11 protein-coding genes are annotated in these 14,626 nt (G+C 66.8%); 4 read left to right on the top strand and 7 right to left on the bottom strand.

Features of this window, described 5'->3' with window-relative positions; all coding sequences use genetic code 11:
* Positions 1-123: 123 nt before the first annotated feature.
* From AC2ITM_RS07755 to AC2ITM_RS07745, 3 genes are all read left to right on the top strand, one after another.
* Entirely contained in the window at positions 124-528 is a 405-nt protein-coding gene (locus AC2ITM_RS07755) for a hypothetical protein (RefSeq protein WP_486469240.1), read from the top strand.
* Between the two features lie 112 nt (positions 529-640).
* A complete protein-coding gene (locus AC2ITM_RS07750; RefSeq protein ID WP_486469239.1) occupies positions 641-1,027 on the top strand; it encodes a hypothetical protein in 387 nt (128 codons plus the stop codon).
* Positions 1,028-1,078: 51 nt separating this feature from the next.
* Complete coding sequence (locus tag AC2ITM_RS07745) at positions 1,079-1,405, top strand: hypothetical protein (protein WP_486469238.1); 327 nt, start codon at positions 1,079-1,081, stop codon at positions 1,403-1,405.
* On the opposite strand, the gene uvrA is transcribed toward AC2ITM_RS07745, so the two are convergent.
* The 7 genes from uvrA to AC2ITM_RS07710 all read right to left on the bottom strand — a co-directional run bounded on the left by uvrA (position 1,406) and on the right by AC2ITM_RS07710 (position 14,016).
* Complete coding sequence (gene uvrA / locus AC2ITM_RS07740) at positions 1,406-4,261, bottom strand: excinuclease ABC subunit UvrA (protein WP_486469237.1); 2,856 nt, start codon at positions 4,259-4,261, stop codon at positions 1,406-1,408.
* A gap of 165 nt (positions 4,262-4,426) precedes the next feature.
* Positions 4,427-5,629, bottom strand: a complete 1,203-nt coding sequence (locus tag AC2ITM_RS07735) for an MFS transporter (RefSeq protein WP_486469236.1) — start codon at positions 5,627-5,629, stop codon at positions 4,427-4,429.
* 207 nt (positions 5,630-5,836) lie between these two features.
* The gene (lpdA, locus tag AC2ITM_RS07730; RefSeq protein WP_486469235.1) at positions 5,837-7,231 is read right to left on the bottom strand and encodes a dihydrolipoyl dehydrogenase; all 1,395 of its coding nucleotides are present in this window, start codon (positions 7,229-7,231) and stop codon (positions 5,837-5,839) included.
* Positions 7,232-7,530: 299 nt separating this feature from the next.
* The gene (locus AC2ITM_RS07725; RefSeq protein ID WP_486469234.1) at positions 7,531-8,109 is read right to left on the bottom strand and encodes a DUF924 family protein; all 579 of its coding nucleotides are present in this window, start codon (positions 8,107-8,109) and stop codon (positions 7,531-7,533) included.
* A gap of 90 nt (positions 8,110-8,199) precedes the next feature.
* On the bottom strand, positions 8,200-9,480 hold the full coding sequence (locus AC2ITM_RS07720) for an MFS transporter (RefSeq protein ID WP_486469233.1): 1,281 nt from the start codon (positions 9,478-9,480) through the stop codon (positions 8,200-8,202).
* A gap of 78 nt (positions 9,481-9,558) precedes the next feature.
* Entirely contained in the window at positions 9,559-10,605 is a 1,047-nt protein-coding gene (gene queA / locus AC2ITM_RS07715; protein ID WP_486469232.1) for a tRNA preQ1(34) S-adenosylmethionine ribosyltransferase-isomerase QueA, read from the bottom strand.
* Between the two features lie 60 nt (positions 10,606-10,665).
* Positions 10,666-14,016 (bottom strand): YhdP family protein, encoded by a 3,351-nt coding sequence (locus tag AC2ITM_RS07710; RefSeq protein ID WP_486469231.1) that lies wholly within the window; start codon positions 14,014-14,016, stop codon positions 10,666-10,668.
* Between the two features lie 130 nt (positions 14,017-14,146).
* Here AC2ITM_RS07710 and AC2ITM_RS07705 point away from each other — a divergent pair, with 130 nt between their 5' ends.
* A complete protein-coding gene (locus AC2ITM_RS07705; RefSeq protein WP_486469230.1) occupies positions 14,147-14,608 on the top strand; it encodes a peroxiredoxin in 462 nt (153 codons plus the stop codon).
* The last annotated feature ends 18 nt before the right edge of the window (positions 14,609-14,626 follow it).

Raw genomic sequence — 14,626 nt, 5'->3', positions numbered from 1 at the left:
TCATCCCGTTAGCCGATCATCGGCCAAATCACGCTGACGCGAGGGAATGAAAAAATATCGGGAACGGAATCGCCCATCCCGTGCGTTTTATCCTCGAACACCGATTAACAGGAGGATGCACCGATGCAATCCAACCGTCTTCGCCGCCCGCTCAGCGCCGCCCTGATCGCTTCTCTGTGCCTGGGCATGGTTGCCGTTCCCGGCATCGCTTCGGCACAGGGGGGGGCCGATTGTGGCCGTGACAGCCATTGTTCGGGGCCCAAACGCTCGGACGACCACAAGGACCAGGGCGAACGCCACACCAACCGCGCACCGGCGCCGGCCGCGAAAAAGACCTCGGGCCACCATGACAATGGCCGCGACCTGCCCCGCATCGAGGGCGGCCGCTACAAGAAGCTGCCGCCGCTGCCCAAGGGCTACAGCTACCGTCGTGACGGCGACCGCGTGGTGAAGGTGCGCGACAGCTCGGGCGAGATCATCGCAGCCATCGGCCTGTTCGCCGCACTGACGGCGATCGCCAACAACTGATCCCGCACCCAGGATCTGACGAATTCGTGAACCGCCCCGGAACCTTCCGGGGCGGTTTCGCGTTTACTAGGCAGAAAACAGCCTGCCACGGCCAGACCTTCCGGAGGATGCCATGTCGCGTCAAATCCCCCTTGTCCTGTCGCTGAGCGCCCTTCTGGGGCTTGGCGCCGTCCTGCCCCAGCCCGCTGCCGCTTTCGCCCCCGACGATATCTACGAGGCCGATCTGCTGCAGGTGTCATCGAACGGCTGCCCGCCGGGGCTGGCCAAGAAATCGCCCGCCTGCGTGCCGCCGGGCCTTGCCAAGAAGATGGCGCCCTATGCGGTGGGTGACCGGCTGGATCCGCGCCGCGACGGCGTGGTGATCGTCCGCGATCCGACCATCTACGGGCTGGACCGCCACCGCACCTATTACCGCGTCGGCGACCGCATCGCGCTGGTCGATGGCGACACGATGAAGATCCTTCGCCTGATGGATGCCGTCCGCGACGTGCTGAACTGATCCCGCCCCCCCGGGCGCCTTTTTCCCAAGATCCATTTCACGGAGACCCCGATGACTCATCTGTCAGCGGGCCTGGTCCTTGCGGCCGGCCTTAACCTTTTCGCCCTTCCCGCCCTGGCCCAGCAGGCGCAGATCCTGCCCGTCTCGGGGGGCGACGCGGCCCTGACGGGGCCGAAGATCGTTCAGGGCGTGGCCCCGGGCGACGTGCTGCCGATGAAATACATGGTGCTGCTGAACACCGAGCGCCGCGGCCTGCCGCACCCCGAGGACGGCTGGGTCTATTTCGATGTCGACGGCCAGGTGGTGAAGGCCGATCTTGCCACCCGAGAGGTCATCGGAAAGGTGACCCGGAATGGCAAGACCATGATGATCCGCTGATCACTCGGCCGCGGCGCGCGGCCTGAGCATATCGACAAGGTAGCGCCCGGTATGGCTGGCCTCGACCTCCGAGACCGCCTCGGGCGTGCCCTCGGCCACCACCCGGCCCCCGCCATCGCCGCCCTCGGGGCCGATGTCGATGATCCAGTCGGCGGTCTTGATCACGTCCAGATTGTGTTCGATCACCACCACGGAATTGCCCTGCTCGACCAGTTCATGCAGCACTTCCAGCAGCTTGCGGACGTCCTCGAAATGCAGGCCGGTGGTCGGTTCGTCCAGGATATAGAGCGTGCGGCCGGTGGCGCGCCGCGACAGCTCCTTCGACAGCTTGACCCGCTGCGCCTCGCCGCCCGACAGCGTCGTCGCCTGCTGGCCCACCTTGATGTAGCCCAGCCCCACCTGCATCAGCGCATCCATCTTTTCCCGGATCGAGGGCACGGCCTGGAAGAACTCCTGTGCCTCTTCCACCGTCATGTCGAGGACATCGGCAATGGACTTGCCCTTGAACTTCACCTCCAGCGTCTCGCGGTTGTAGCGCTGGCCCTTGCAGGTCTCGCATTCCACGTAGACGTCCGACAGGAAGTGCATCTCGATCTTGATGACGCCATCGCCCTGGCAGGCCTCGCAGCGGCCGCCCTTGATGTTGAAGCTGAAGCGCCCGGGCTTGTAGCCGCGCGCCTTGGATTCCGGCAGCCCCGCGAACCAGTCGCGGATCGGGGTGAAGGCACCCGTGTAGGTCGCCGGGTTCGACCGCGGCGTTCGCCCGATCGGGCGCTGGTCGATGTCGATCACCTTGTCCAGATGTTCGAGGCCCTTGATCGTCTCGCAGGGGGCGGGCGTCTGGCGGGCGCCGTTCAGCCGCATCGAGGCGGTCTTGAACAGCGTCTCGATGGTCAGGGTCGACTTGCCACCGCCCGACACGCCGGTCACGCAGACGAACTTGCCCAGCGGGAAATCGACGGTCACGTCATGCAGGTTGTTGCCGCTGGCCTTCTCGATGCGGATCGCCTTGCCGCTGCCGGCGCGGCGGGTGTCGGGGACCTCGATGGCGCGCTTGCCCGACAGGTACTGCCCCGTCAGGCTGGCGGGATCGGCGGCGATTTCCGCCGGCGTGCCCTTGGCCACCACGTTGCCGCCATGCACCCCGGCGCCGGGGCCGATGTCGAAGACGTAATCGGCCTCGCGGATGGCTTCCTCGTCATGTTCGACCACCAGGACCGAGTTGCCCTGATCGCGCAGGTTCTTCAGCGTCGACAGCAGCCGCCCGTTGTCGCGCTGGTGCAGTCCGATGGAGGGTTCGTCCAGCACATAGAGGACCCCCGTCAGCCCCGAGCCGATCTGGCTGGCCAGACGGATCCTCTGGCTCTCGCCGCCACTTAATGTACCACTTGAACGTGCGAGCGTAAGGTATTCAAGACCCACGTTATTCAGGAAACCAAGACGCTCTCGGATTTCCTTGACGATGGTGCGGGCGATGGTCGCCTTCTGGGTCGAGAGCGCCTCCATCACTGTGTCGATCCAGGCATAGCTTTCGCGGATCGACATGGCGGTGACCTGACCGATGTGCAGCTGGGCGATCTTCACCGCCAGCGGTTCGGGCTTCAGCCGGTAGCCGTTGCACTGGCCGCAGGGACGGTTGTTCTGGTAGTTCTCGAATTCCTCGCGGACCCAGTTACTGTCGGTCTCGCGGTAGCGGCGTTCCATATTGGGGATGACGCCCTCGAAGGTGCGGGTGACGTTGTAGACGCGGCCGCCCTCGTCGTAGCGGAAGGGGATTTCCTCGTCGCCCGACCCGTACAGGAACACCTTCTGGATCTTCTTCGGCAGGTCCTTCCAGCGGGTATCGGGATCAAAGCCGTAATGCCGCCCGAGGGATTCGATGGTCTGCTGGAAATAGGGGCTCTTGCCCTTGCGCCAGGGGGCCAGCGCGCCGTCGCCGATCTTCAGCTGGGCATCGGGCACCACCAGGCGTTCGTCAAAGAACAGCTCGACCCCCAGCCCGTCGCAATGCGGGCAGGCCCCATCGGGCGCGTTGAAGGAGAACAGCCGCGGCTCGATTTCGGGGATCGAAAAGCCGCTCACCGGGCAAGAGAACTTCTCGGAGAAGGTCAGACGCTCCGCCTCGCCCTCCTTCGGGGCGGTCTCCAGGATGGCGATGCCCTCGGCCAGGTCGAGCGCGGTGCGGAAGCTGTCGGCCAGCCGCGTCTCCATCCCCTCGCGCACCACGATCCGGTCGACCACCACGTCGATGTTGTGGCGGAACTTCTTGTCGAGGGCGGGGACCTCGGCGATCTCATGGAAGGTGCCGTCGACCTTGACGCGCTGGAAGCCCTGCTTCTGCAGCTCCTGGAATTCCTTGCGGTATTCGCCCTTGCGGTCGCGCACGATGGGGGCCAGCAGATAGCCGCGCGTGCCCTCTTGCAGGGCCATCACGCGGTCCACCATGTCCTGCACCTGCTGCGCCTCGATCGGCAGGCCGGTCGCGGGGCTGTAGGGGGTGCCGGCGCGGGCAAACAGCAGCCGCAGGTAGTCGTAGATCTCGGTCACCGTGCCGACGGTCGAGCGGGGGTTCTTGCTGGTGGTCTTCTGCTCGATGGAAATCGCCGGCGACAGGCCGCTGATGTGATCGACATCGGGCTTTTCCATCATGTCCAGGAACTGCCGCGCATAGGCCGACAGGCTTTCGACATAGCGCCGCTGGCCTTCGGCATAGATCGTGTCGAAAGCCAGGCTCGACTTGCCCGACCCTGACAGCCCGGTGATCACCACGAACTGGTCGCGGGGGATATCGACGTCGATGCCCTTGAGGTTATGCTCCCGCGCACCGCGGATCTCGATCTTCTTCAGCTCAGGCATGGAGGCCCCCCGATGGCCGGCAAAACACTTCGTTAAGATAGAGGGGCGTGACGGCAGGTCCAAGGGGAAAGTAAGAACATTCACGGAACTTTTCGCAGCGGCAGCGCCGGACGCAGGGCTGGTCCCGCAAATGGAACGGGCGCCACAGGGGCGCCCGCTTTCAGATCAGGCCCGGTAGCCTTCGAGAACCGGGGCGCGATCGTCGGCGCGGCGGCGGGCGGCCATCCAGCTGTGCACCAGCACCCCCAGCAGGCTGAACGGCAGCGCAAAGACCACAAGGCCCGCGACGCCAAAGCCCTGGGTGGCCGCCACCAGGATCGGCGTGCCGATGGTGGTGCCGAGGTTCCCCAACTGCGACATCGCCCCCGAGGCCAGCCCCTGGTCCCCCGCATCGGGGTTCAACTGCGGAATGGCGGCAAAGCTGGCGCTTTGCACCACGCCCAAGGCGGTGGCGACGATCAGCATCAGGATCTTCTCGGGGCCGGTCTGGCCCCAGACCATCCACAGCACCACCGCGCCCACCAGGGTCACGGCAAACGACAGCTGCACCAGCCGGATCGCCGGCATCACCTTCAGCAGCAACACCGCCAGCACCAGCGACAGCACGATCGAGGTCATCGGCAGCACCGTCGCCACCCAGGCGCGGGCCGGTTCCTCGACCATCAGCGGCAGGACGCTGAACAGAGCCACGTACTGGATGGTGTAGAACAGAAAGCCCAGCGGCGGCGCGGCAATGCGCGCCGAGCGGTAAAGGTCGATATGCTGCTGCAGGAACGAGGTGTTGCGCCCCGTCGAGGACGCCACCCGCTGATCCTTCGGCAACATGATCCACAGCACCACCGCCAGCACCGCCATCACCAGCGCATGGCCGATGAACATGCCCGCAGGCCCCGCCATGCCGGTCAGCCAGGGCATCGCCCAGCCCGAGACGGCAAAGCCCACGCCCATGAAGCTGGCCCAGAGCGACAGCACGAAACCGTGGTGGCGCTTGGCGGAATGGATGCTCATCAGCACCGGGGCGACGACGACGATGGCCATCTGGCAGAACCCTTCCAGGATCCGCAGCAGCATCATCGGCAGATAGGCCGGCAGGCTCGATTCGATCAGCGAGAAGACGGCCCCCACCGCCAGCCCCGTGCAGATCACCCGGCGATAGCCCAGCCGGTTGGCCAGCAACCCCGCCGTGGCGCCGAAGAAGACGCCCGCCAGGCCGACGATGGATTCCATCAGCCCAAGGTTTGCATTGGGGTAAACGGCGCCGAGCTTCTCCATGATCACGGCGACTTCACCGAACTGTGCGGCCGAGGCAAGCCCCGCCAGCCAGACCACCAGCACGATTCCAAAATGGGTATTCGATCGTTCAGACACGATTGCAGTTCCTCCCAGGCTTGCCGGAAAGACCGGCCCACACCACGAGAGAGCGCGGTGTCCTCAACGGACCGGTCACATCGGCATTGCGTGACTTTCCTTTGAGACCACAAGAAAAGGGCGACCCACAAGGCCGCCCCTCACAAGTTTATGTGAAAAGTCATCTACCCGGATGGATCGTTCAGATCCCTGTCCGAAGGCGCCCGATCAGATGTGGATCGCGCGGCCGTAGGCGTTCAGAACCGACTCGTGCAGCATCTCCGACAGGGTCGGGTGCGGGAAGACGGTCTGCATCAGATCCTCTTCGGTGGTCTCCAGCTGGCGGCCGACAACATAGCCCTGGATCAGCTCGGTCACTTCCGCGCCGACCATGTGCGCGCCCAGCAGCTCGCCCGTTTCGGCATCGAAGACGGTCTTGATCAGACCCTCGGGTTCGCCAAGCGCCACGGCCTTGCCGTTGCCGATGAAGGGGAACTTACCGACCTTGACCTTGTAGCCCGCTTCCTTGGCCTTGGCTTCGGTCATCCCGACCGAGGCCACCTGCGGATGGCAATAGGTGCAGCCCGCGATCGAGCCCGGCTTGATCGGATGCGCATGCTTGCCTGCGGCCAGTTCGGCCACCATGACGCCCTCATGGCTGGCCTTATGCGCCAGCCAGGGCGCGCCCGCGATATCGCCGATGGCATAAAGGCCCTCGACCCCGGTGCGGCAGAACTCGTCCGTCACCACATGGGTGCGGTCGATCTTCACGCCCAGCCCTTCCAGGCCCAGCCCCTCGACGTTGCCGACGATGCCCACGGCCGAAATCACCGTGTCGAATTCCTCGGTGATGATCTTGCCGCCGGTCTCGATATGGGCGACCACCTTGCCCTTGCCGCGGTCCAGTTTCTTGACCCCGGATTTCTCCATGATCTTCATGCCCTGCTTCTCGAACTGCTTCTTCGCAAAGGCCGAGATTTCCGCATCTTCCACCGGCAGCACGCGGTCCATCACCTCGACCACGGTCGTATCGGCGCCCAGCGTGTTGTAGAAGTTGGCAAATTCGATGCCGATCGCGCCCGACCCGATGACCAGCAGCTTCTTCGGCATCCGCACCGGGTTCAGCGCATGTTTGTAGGTCCAGACCAGATCACCGTCGGCCTCAAGGCCCGGCAGCTCGCGCGCCCGTGCCCCGGTCGCCACGACGATGGTCTTGGCGGTCAGCTCCTCGGTGCCAGCTTCGGTCTTCACCGACACCTTGCCCTTCGCCGGCAGCGAAGCGGTCCCCATGATGACCTCGACCTTGTTCTTCTTCAGAAGGTGCTTCACGCCGCCTTCCATCTGCTTGGCCACCCCGCGCGAGCGTTTGACCACCGCGCCCAGGTCGAAACCGATCTTCTCGGCGCTCAGACCGTAATCCTTGGCGCGTTCCATGAAATGGAAGATCTCGGACGAACGCAGCAGCGCCTTGGTCGGAATGCAGCCCCAGTTCAGGCAGATGCCCCCCAGGTGCTCGCGTTCGACGACGGCGGCCTTCAGGCCCAGCTGCGCCGCGCGAATCGCGGCAACGTAACCGCCGGGACCGGCCCCGATGACGATGAAGTCGAAAGATTTGGCAGACATGTGCCCCTCCGCCGGAAGCTGAATTGCAAGATAGTTTGACGTTAAACTACTTTTCGAAAGGCTTCAACAAAGCAAGCCTGCCTGCCGCGCGATGTCGCGCCCGGCGCCTTCCCCGCAGTCACGTCCTCCCGCCGGCACCATGCCCCGCCCCCGCGCCATTGTAAAACCCGCAATCGGACATGAAAACGGGCCGGCGCTCCTCCTCGCCGGCCCGTCCCATTTTCTTGTTCCAAATACCTCGGGGGAGCAGGCCACAGGCCTGCGGGGGCAGCGCCCCCTCTCTCCCCGGGTTGCCGCCTTCACTCCGCCGGGGTCAGTGCCCGCACCGTCTCGCCATAGCCGCCCGCCTGCATATAGCTTTCCTCGGGGCCCGTCGGGCGCCGCGAGAGCGCGGCATTGCGGTAGGGGAAGCGGCCGAACTTGCGGATCACCTCGCGATGCGCCTGGGCATGCAGCAGGTTCGACCGGCCGGTCTCGGGCATCCGCTCGACCATCAGGCGCACGCAGCGTTCCTGGTCGCACAGGTTCTCGGAATGCATCATCGGCATGTAGAAGAACTGCCGCGCAGGCTCGTCGATGCGCATGTCCCATCCTTGGGTGATCGCCAGCTTGGCCGCCGCCAGCGCCATGCGGTCGCTGTCGAAGGCGCGGCCCTGGCCACGGAACATGTTCCGCGGCAACTGGTCCATCAGGATGATATAGGCCAGAGCCCCGCTGGGATAGGTCAGCCACAGGCCGTAGCCGCCTTCGCAAGCGTGTTCCCAGGCCGCCGCGAACCGGTCGCGGATCTCCTGGTCGAGCGCATCGCTCGTGCTGTACCAGCCGGCCGGGCCAACTTCGTCCAGCCAGAACGTCAGCAACTCCTCGGGGGCAATCATGGCGGTCTCCTCTCTATCTGCCAGTGCACCTTGTTTCAGCCTGACAGAGGATGTGGGTTGTGGAAATGATGCTTTCGCACACCTTAGGTGTTACGTGCGCGTTGTGTCCGGTTCGCCATCTTTTGTCGCATCCTCGGCGGCTTCCTGTGCCCATTCCTGCGCCGCTTCGACGGCCACGGGGGTGGCCGACATCAGCACGGGGGCAAAGGGACCGGTATCCTGAACCGCGATGGCGGTCGGGCGACGGGTCATCCGGTAGACCGCATAGGCGGACATGATGAACAGCAGGGCTGCGATGAAGGTGAAGAAGCCCCCCGATCCGGTGGTGGTCATCACCCAGCCGGTCAGCAGCGGCCCGCCGATGGAACCCAGCCCGTTGACGAACAGCATGCCGGAACTGCCCGCCGCCATCTGCTCGGTCGCCAGATAGTCGTTCAGATAGGCCAGCAGCAGCGAATAAAGCGGGTTGGTCATGCCGCCGACGATCAGCGCCGAGACCAGCAGCGCCACGTAGCTGTCGCCAAAGACCAGCCCCAGCAGCGCGCCCGCGCCGCCCACCGCGGCCTCCAGCGCGATCAGCATCCGCCGGTCCATGCGGTCCGACAGCCAGCCCAGCGGATACAGCGTCACCACCGCACCGACATAGAACATCGAGATGAACAACGAGATCTGCGGCAGCGTCAGCCCTGCCTTCGACCCGAACACCGCCGCCATGCCGAACTGCGCCGAATAGGCCCCGCCAATCAGGAAGACGCCGACGATCGACAAAGGCGAGGCGCGGAACAGCGCCACCAGCGACATCGGCTTGGTGGTGGCAAAGGCCGGGGTCGGCGCCACCGACAGCAGGATCGGCGCGAAAGAGATCGACACCAGCACCGAGGGCACGATGAACAGCACATAGCCCGCCGGATCCCCCAGCAGCAGCACGCCCTGCGCCGCCATGATGCCGATCACCTGCACGAACATGTAAAGCGACAGCGCCTGGCCGCGGGTCTCGTTGGTGGCGGAATTGTTCAGCCAGCTTTCCGCGGTCACGTAGACCCCCGAGAAGCAGAAACCGATCAGCATCCGCTCGACCGTCCAGGCCCAGGGCTCGGCATAGGAGGGATAGAGGATCAGCACCGCCGAGATGAAGCTGGCGAGCGCGGCAAAGACCCGCACATGGCCCACCCGGCGGATCATCTCGGGCGCCAGGCGCGACCCGCCCAGGAAGCCCGCGAAATAGGCCGACATCACCACCGACATCTGGAAGGTCGAAAAGCCCTCGATCTCGCCGCGCACCCCCAGAAGGGTGCCCTGCAGGCCATTGCCCAGCATGAGCAGCATCAGGCCCAGCAAAAGGGCCCAAGAGGTTCCGAGAACCTGCATCATCCGCGTCTCTCCCGTTTGTCGTCCGTCAAGGGGCAAGGGCGCGCGGCCCCCGGTTGCGTCCTGCCTGTCATGTCCCGCTCAGGGGATCAACAGCGAGGCATCTCCGTAAGAGAAAAACCGGTATTTTTCCTCAAGGGCATGGGCATAGATCTGCCGGATGCGATCGGCGCCCATCAGCGCCGAGACCAGCATCATCAGCGTCGACTTCGGCAGGTGGAAATTGGTCATCAGCCCGTCGGCGACGTGAAAGTCGAAGCCGGGGTAGATGAAGATGTCGGTCTCGCCCTGCCAGGGGGCGATGGCGCCAGTGGCGCGGGCCGCGCTTTCCAGCACCCGCAGCGCGGTGGTGCCGACCGGGATCACCCGGCCGCCGGCGGCCTTGGTGGCGGCGATCTCGGCCGCGGCCTCGGCGCTGACATTGCCCCATTCGGCGTGCATCCTGTGGGTCGTCACGTCCTCGACCTTGACCGGCAGGAAGGTGCCCGCGCCCACATGCAGCGTCACCTTGGTGAAGGCGATGCCGCGCGCCTCAAGCCGCGCCAGCAGCTCGGCGTCGAAATGCAGCGATGCGGTGGGCGCGGCGACGGCGCCGGATTTCTCGGCCCAGACGGTCTGGTAGTCCTGCTTGTCCTGCTCGTCGGGGGCGCGCAACGCGGCGATGTAGGGCGGCAGCGGCATGTTGCCCGCCTCGGCCAGCGCATCGTCGAAATCGCCCACCGCCTCGAAGCGCAGCAGACCCTGCCCGTCCTCCTTGGCCTCAAGCCTCGCCCAGAGCCGGTCGGAAAAGCGGATGACCTCGCCCTCCTTCACCTTCTTCAGCGGCTTCAGCAGCGCAGCCCAGGTGCCCTCGGCGCGCGGCTCCAGCAGGGTGACCTCGATATGGGCCTCGGTGTCGCCCTGCGCCGAACTGCGCGCCCGCACCCCCGACAGCCGCGCCGGGATCACCTTGGTGTCGTTCAGCACCAGCCGGTCGCCGGGGCGCAGGAAATCGCCCAGGTCGCGCACGATGGCATCCGTGATCGCATCGGGCCCCGCCACCAGCAGCCGCGCGGAAGACCGCGGGCGGGCGGGACGGGTGGCGATCAGCCCTTCGGGCAGGTCGAAATCGAAATCGGAGAGCTGCATGACGGGCTCCTGGTCAGATCAGGCCCCGCCGCTACACCCGCAGGGCCGGATGCGCAAGCATCACCGGCTCACGGCCCCGGGCGCCTCGGTCTCCGACGCCTCGGCATCGGGGGCGGCGGGCACCGGCAGGGTGGGCGCGGGCTTGCGGAACAGCTCCCGCAGGAAGCCCGGCAGCAGGATCGACAGCGGGTTCACCTTGACCTTGGGCTGGGTGGCGGGCCCGGTCAGGGTAAAGCTGACGCCCATCACCCCCTCGCCCTTGCGGGTCATGAAACTGCCGATGCCATTGAGCAGGTAGAAGGGCGACAGCACCCCCTGCATGTCCAGCACCTTGTCGGCCATCCGGTAGGTCCCGTCCAGCGAGATCCCGATCGAGGCCCCGGTGGCGCTGGAACGCCGCAGCACCAGCGCATCGGGGGTCAGGCGGAAATAGGCGTCGGCCTCGTCGAAATGCAGGCCCTGCCCGGCCATCTGCTCGAACAGGCCGACGACCGAGACCGCGCTCAGCAGGTCCGCCATCGCCGGGGCGTTCATCACCGAGATGTCGCGCAGCTGTGCATGGCCGTCGTAGCTGCCCTTCGGCCCCAGCGGGTTCAGCAGCAGCCCCAGCGTGCCGCCACGGGCGTTCTGGAACAGCCCCGCCGCCTTCAGAACCGCCCCCGCATCCAGCGCCTGCAGCAGGATCTGGCTGCCCTTCGCCACCGCGGCCAGCTGGCCCGTGACCTCGGGGCCGCCGTTCAGCTGGCCGCGGAAGGTGCCGTTCAGCCCGCCCTTGCCGTTGAAGCGGCCATGGAAGGCAGTCAGCTTCAGCGTGGGGGTGATGCGCAGCTCTCCCAAGGTGACGCGCACGGGGCCGCCCTGGTCATCGCTCTTGGTCTGCGGCAGTTTCGACACGTCGATCCAGCCGCGCGTCACCACGACCTCGGGCGGGACATTGCGGCCGCGGCCGCGCAGCTCGACCGTGGCATCCATCCAGTCGCCCGCCACCAGGCGCGCGAAATGCGCCACCTTCAGCGTACCGTCGGCATTCAGCGTCACCGTCCCCTCGGCCTCAAGGCCCGGGCCCTTCAGCACCAGCTTGCCGATCTGCGCGGGCGGCCCCAGCGTGCCCTCCAGCAGCAGCGATCCGGTGGTGCCCGCAGGCAGCACCCAGCCCAGGCTGTCCAGCCGCAGCCCCAACCCCTTCAGATCCGAGCGCAGGGTGAACTGCCCGCCGCCGCCGGTCTTCGGCAGGCTGAGCGCGAAATCGGCCGTCGTCTGCCCCGAGAGCGCATCCGCAGGCAGCGCGATCCCGAAGGCCTGCACCCCGCCCGGCGTCAGCCGCAACTGCGCCTGCAGCGTCGAGGGGCCGCTGTCCTGGCCGAAGGGCAGCGTGAAGGTGCCGTCGAAGGGCACGCCATCGACCGCCCCCGCACCGCTGACCCGCAGGCCGTGGTCGTCGCCGTCCAGATCCAGCGCGGGCGCGGCCAGCTTGCGGCCCGGCACCAGCGCGTCGCTGGCCACATCGCGCAGGCGGGCGCTGTAGCGGGCCGAGATTTCCTCGGGCGCGATGGGTTTCTTCATCGGCCAGGACAGCTGTGCCTCACCCGTCACCTGGCCCTGCGCCAGATCGGGGCTGCGCCCGGCCTTGCTGAGGAACCGCCAGGGATCGACATCAAGCGCCGCCAGCAGATCCGGCACCGCCCCCGCCACCTTCAGATCCAGCTGCGCGGTCGCGGGTTTCTGGTGGATGTCGGGCACCTGGAACTGCGTGCCCGACACGTCCAGCACCCCGCCCCCCGGCATCTGCATCCGGCCGCTGTCGGCGCGGATGGTAAAGCGGTCGTCCATCAGCGTCGCGGCGCCGCTGGCCTGCGTCGCGGGCGGCAGCGCCGGCACCAGCGTCGCGGTCAGATCGTCAAAGCCCCAGGACAGGTAGATGTCGGGCGCGGCCCCTTCATGGGCGCGCAGGGCGAATTGCAGGTCGCGCAGGCGGGCGCTGTCGATGTTCTGGGCCACCCAGTCGCGGGTCTTGGTGGCCAGGACCTCGGGCCAGTAGGTCAGCAGGGTCTGGGCGCTCATGTCGCTGGCGCCGCCCGCAAGGGTCAGCGCCCAGCCCTTCTGGTCGGTGCGCAGCCCGCCCTGCAGATGCAGGTCCAGCCCCTGGTTGTGCAGCGTCAGGCTGCCCAGCGTCAGGCGGAAGGGATCCAGCTGCAGCTTCATGTCCAGTTCCGCACCGTCAAGGCGCAGCTTCTGGGCAAAGACATCGCCCGGGTTGGCCTCGAGGCTGGTCAGGCGCAACTGGCCCACCATCGACAGCGGCCCCCGCGTCAGGTCCGACAGCCGCGCCGCGCCCTCGGCCGTGGCCTTCAGCGCCGGGCTGTCGACGGAAAGCTGCGAAAAACTGATCTGCGCGGTGGCGGGATCATAGGCGAAATAGGCGCTGGCGCTGTCAAAGGGGATGGGTTTCGCGGCCTCCGAAGGGCGCAGCACCCCCTTGCCGCTGCTGAGCGTCGCATGCAGCGGCCCGACCCCGCCCCGGGCATCAATGGCCAGCCGCAGCGCCCCCGAGAGCGGCGCATCGACCAGCCCCAGCCAGGCCAGCGCCGGGCTTTGGGTGGCCAGATCGCGCGAGGGGGCGTCCTCGATGTTCAGCTGGAACTGCGCGGCGGGGCTGGTCAGGGTGGTGGTGTAGCTGGTCTGCACGGTGGTGGCATAGTCATGCCCCCCCAACAGGCTGAAATTGCCGCTGAAGGTCAGCTTGCGGCCATGGCGCGTCATGCCCAGCTGGCCGCCGTCGACCGTCCAGTGGCGCGCCGCGCGCAGGTCGTCATAGGTGACGGTCATGTCGGTGGTTTCGACCTCGGTCAGGTGGTTCAGACCGGGCGATTGCAGCAGGCGCTTGAATTCGGCCATGGCGGCATCGGCCTCGCGGCCGGCCTGCTGCGGGCTGGGGGTGGCGCCGGGGGATTGCGACAGCAGATCAAAGCTGCCGTCGGCCAGGCGCCGCAGCCGGATGCGCACCCCCGCCACCTGCACCGTCTTCGGCACCAGTTTCAGCCCCAGCAGCGGCCGGCGCGAGAAATCGGCCGAGAGCCGGTCGACCGACAGCTGCATCACGCCGCCATCGGCCGCCAGATGCACGTCGCCCATCTGGATCAGCGGATGCCAGGAATGGCCGAAGGTCACGGTCAGCCGGTCAAAGCCGATCGACAGGTCGGGCAGCTGGGCGTCGATGCGGGCCTCGATCTGCTGGCGCAGCCAGGCGGGGACCTCGAAGGTGCGGTCGCGCGTGACCAGGGCGCCCGCGCCGCCCAGCACCGCGACCGTGCCCAGGAAAAGGCACAGCCTGGCGCCCCCCAGAAGGCAGATCCGGACGCGCCCGGGGGCGCGCGGCGGCGGTGCCGCCTCGCTGCTGTCTTGCCTGTCCATCTTGCCCCGTTCGTGCCTGCCTGCCGTCCCGCCCGTCCTGGCGTCGCGGCAGGTGTCGGAGGAGATGATGCATTCTTGCCCGAGGCTTCGTAAGATGGAAGCCGGATATCCCTGACGGAGACGCAAGATCATGCCCATCGAAGGCGAGCTCGCCCCGGACTTCAGCCTGCCCGCGGCCTCGGGCCGCGACGTCACCCTGTCGGCACTGCGCCCGGCCAAGGTGGTGCTGTATTTCTACCCCAAGGACGACACCCCCGGCTGCACCACGGAAAACAAGGATTTCTCGGCGCTGGCCGCGGAGTTCGAGGCCGCCGGAGCGCAGCTTTTGGGGGTGTCGAAGGACACGCTGGCCAAGCACGGTAAATTCATCGAGAAGCACGCCCTGGCAGCCGAGCTGCTGTCGGATGCCGAGGGCGATGTCTGCGAGCGCTACGGCGTGTGGAAGGAAAAGAAGATGTACGGCAAGACCTTCCTGGGGATCGAGCGGTCGACCTTCCTGATCGGCCCCGACGGGGTGGTGGCGCGGGCCTGGCCCAAGGTGAAGGTCGCGGGCCATGCCGAAGAGGTGCTGGCGGCGGTGCGCAGCCTGTAGGCGGCGTGCGGGGGGCGG

The sequence above is a fragment of the Pseudooceanicola sp. NS-SX9 genome, from assembly GCF_057380705.1.
This window is presented reverse-complemented; position numbering and strand designations above follow the sequence as displayed.

Coding starts and splice junctions, on each gene's coding strand:
- AC2ITM_RS07755 (WP_486469240.1), top strand. CDS start 124: ATGCAATCCAACCGTCTTCGCCGCCCGCTCAGCGCCGCCCTGATCGCT.
- AC2ITM_RS07750 (WP_486469239.1), top strand. CDS start 641: ATGTCGCGTCAAATCCCCCTTGTCCTGTCGCTGAGCGCCCTTCTGGGG.
- AC2ITM_RS07745 (WP_486469238.1), top strand. CDS start 1,079: ATGACTCATCTGTCAGCGGGCCTGGTCCTTGCGGCCGGCCTTAACCTT.
- uvrA (WP_486469237.1), bottom strand. CDS start 4,261: ATGCCTGAGCTGAAGAAGATCGAGATCCGCGGTGCGCGGGAGCATAAC.
- lpdA (WP_486469235.1), bottom strand. CDS start 7,231: ATGTCTGCCAAATCTTTCGACTTCATCGTCATCGGGGCCGGTCCCGGC.
- AC2ITM_RS07725 (WP_486469234.1), bottom strand. CDS start 8,109: ATGATTGCCCCCGAGGAGTTGCTGACGTTCTGGCTGGACGAAGTTGGC.
- AC2ITM_RS07720 (WP_486469233.1), bottom strand. CDS start 9,480: ATGATGCAGGTTCTCGGAACCTCTTGGGCCCTTTTGCTGGGCCTGATG.
- queA (WP_486469232.1), bottom strand. CDS start 10,605: ATGCAGCTCTCCGATTTCGATTTCGACCTGCCCGAAGGGCTGATCGCC.
- AC2ITM_RS07710 (WP_486469231.1), bottom strand. CDS start 14,016: ATGGACAGGCAAGACAGCAGCGAGGCGGCACCGCCGCCGCGCGCCCCC.
- AC2ITM_RS07705 (WP_486469230.1), top strand. CDS start 14,147: ATGCCCATCGAAGGCGAGCTCGCCCCGGACTTCAGCCTGCCCGCGGCC.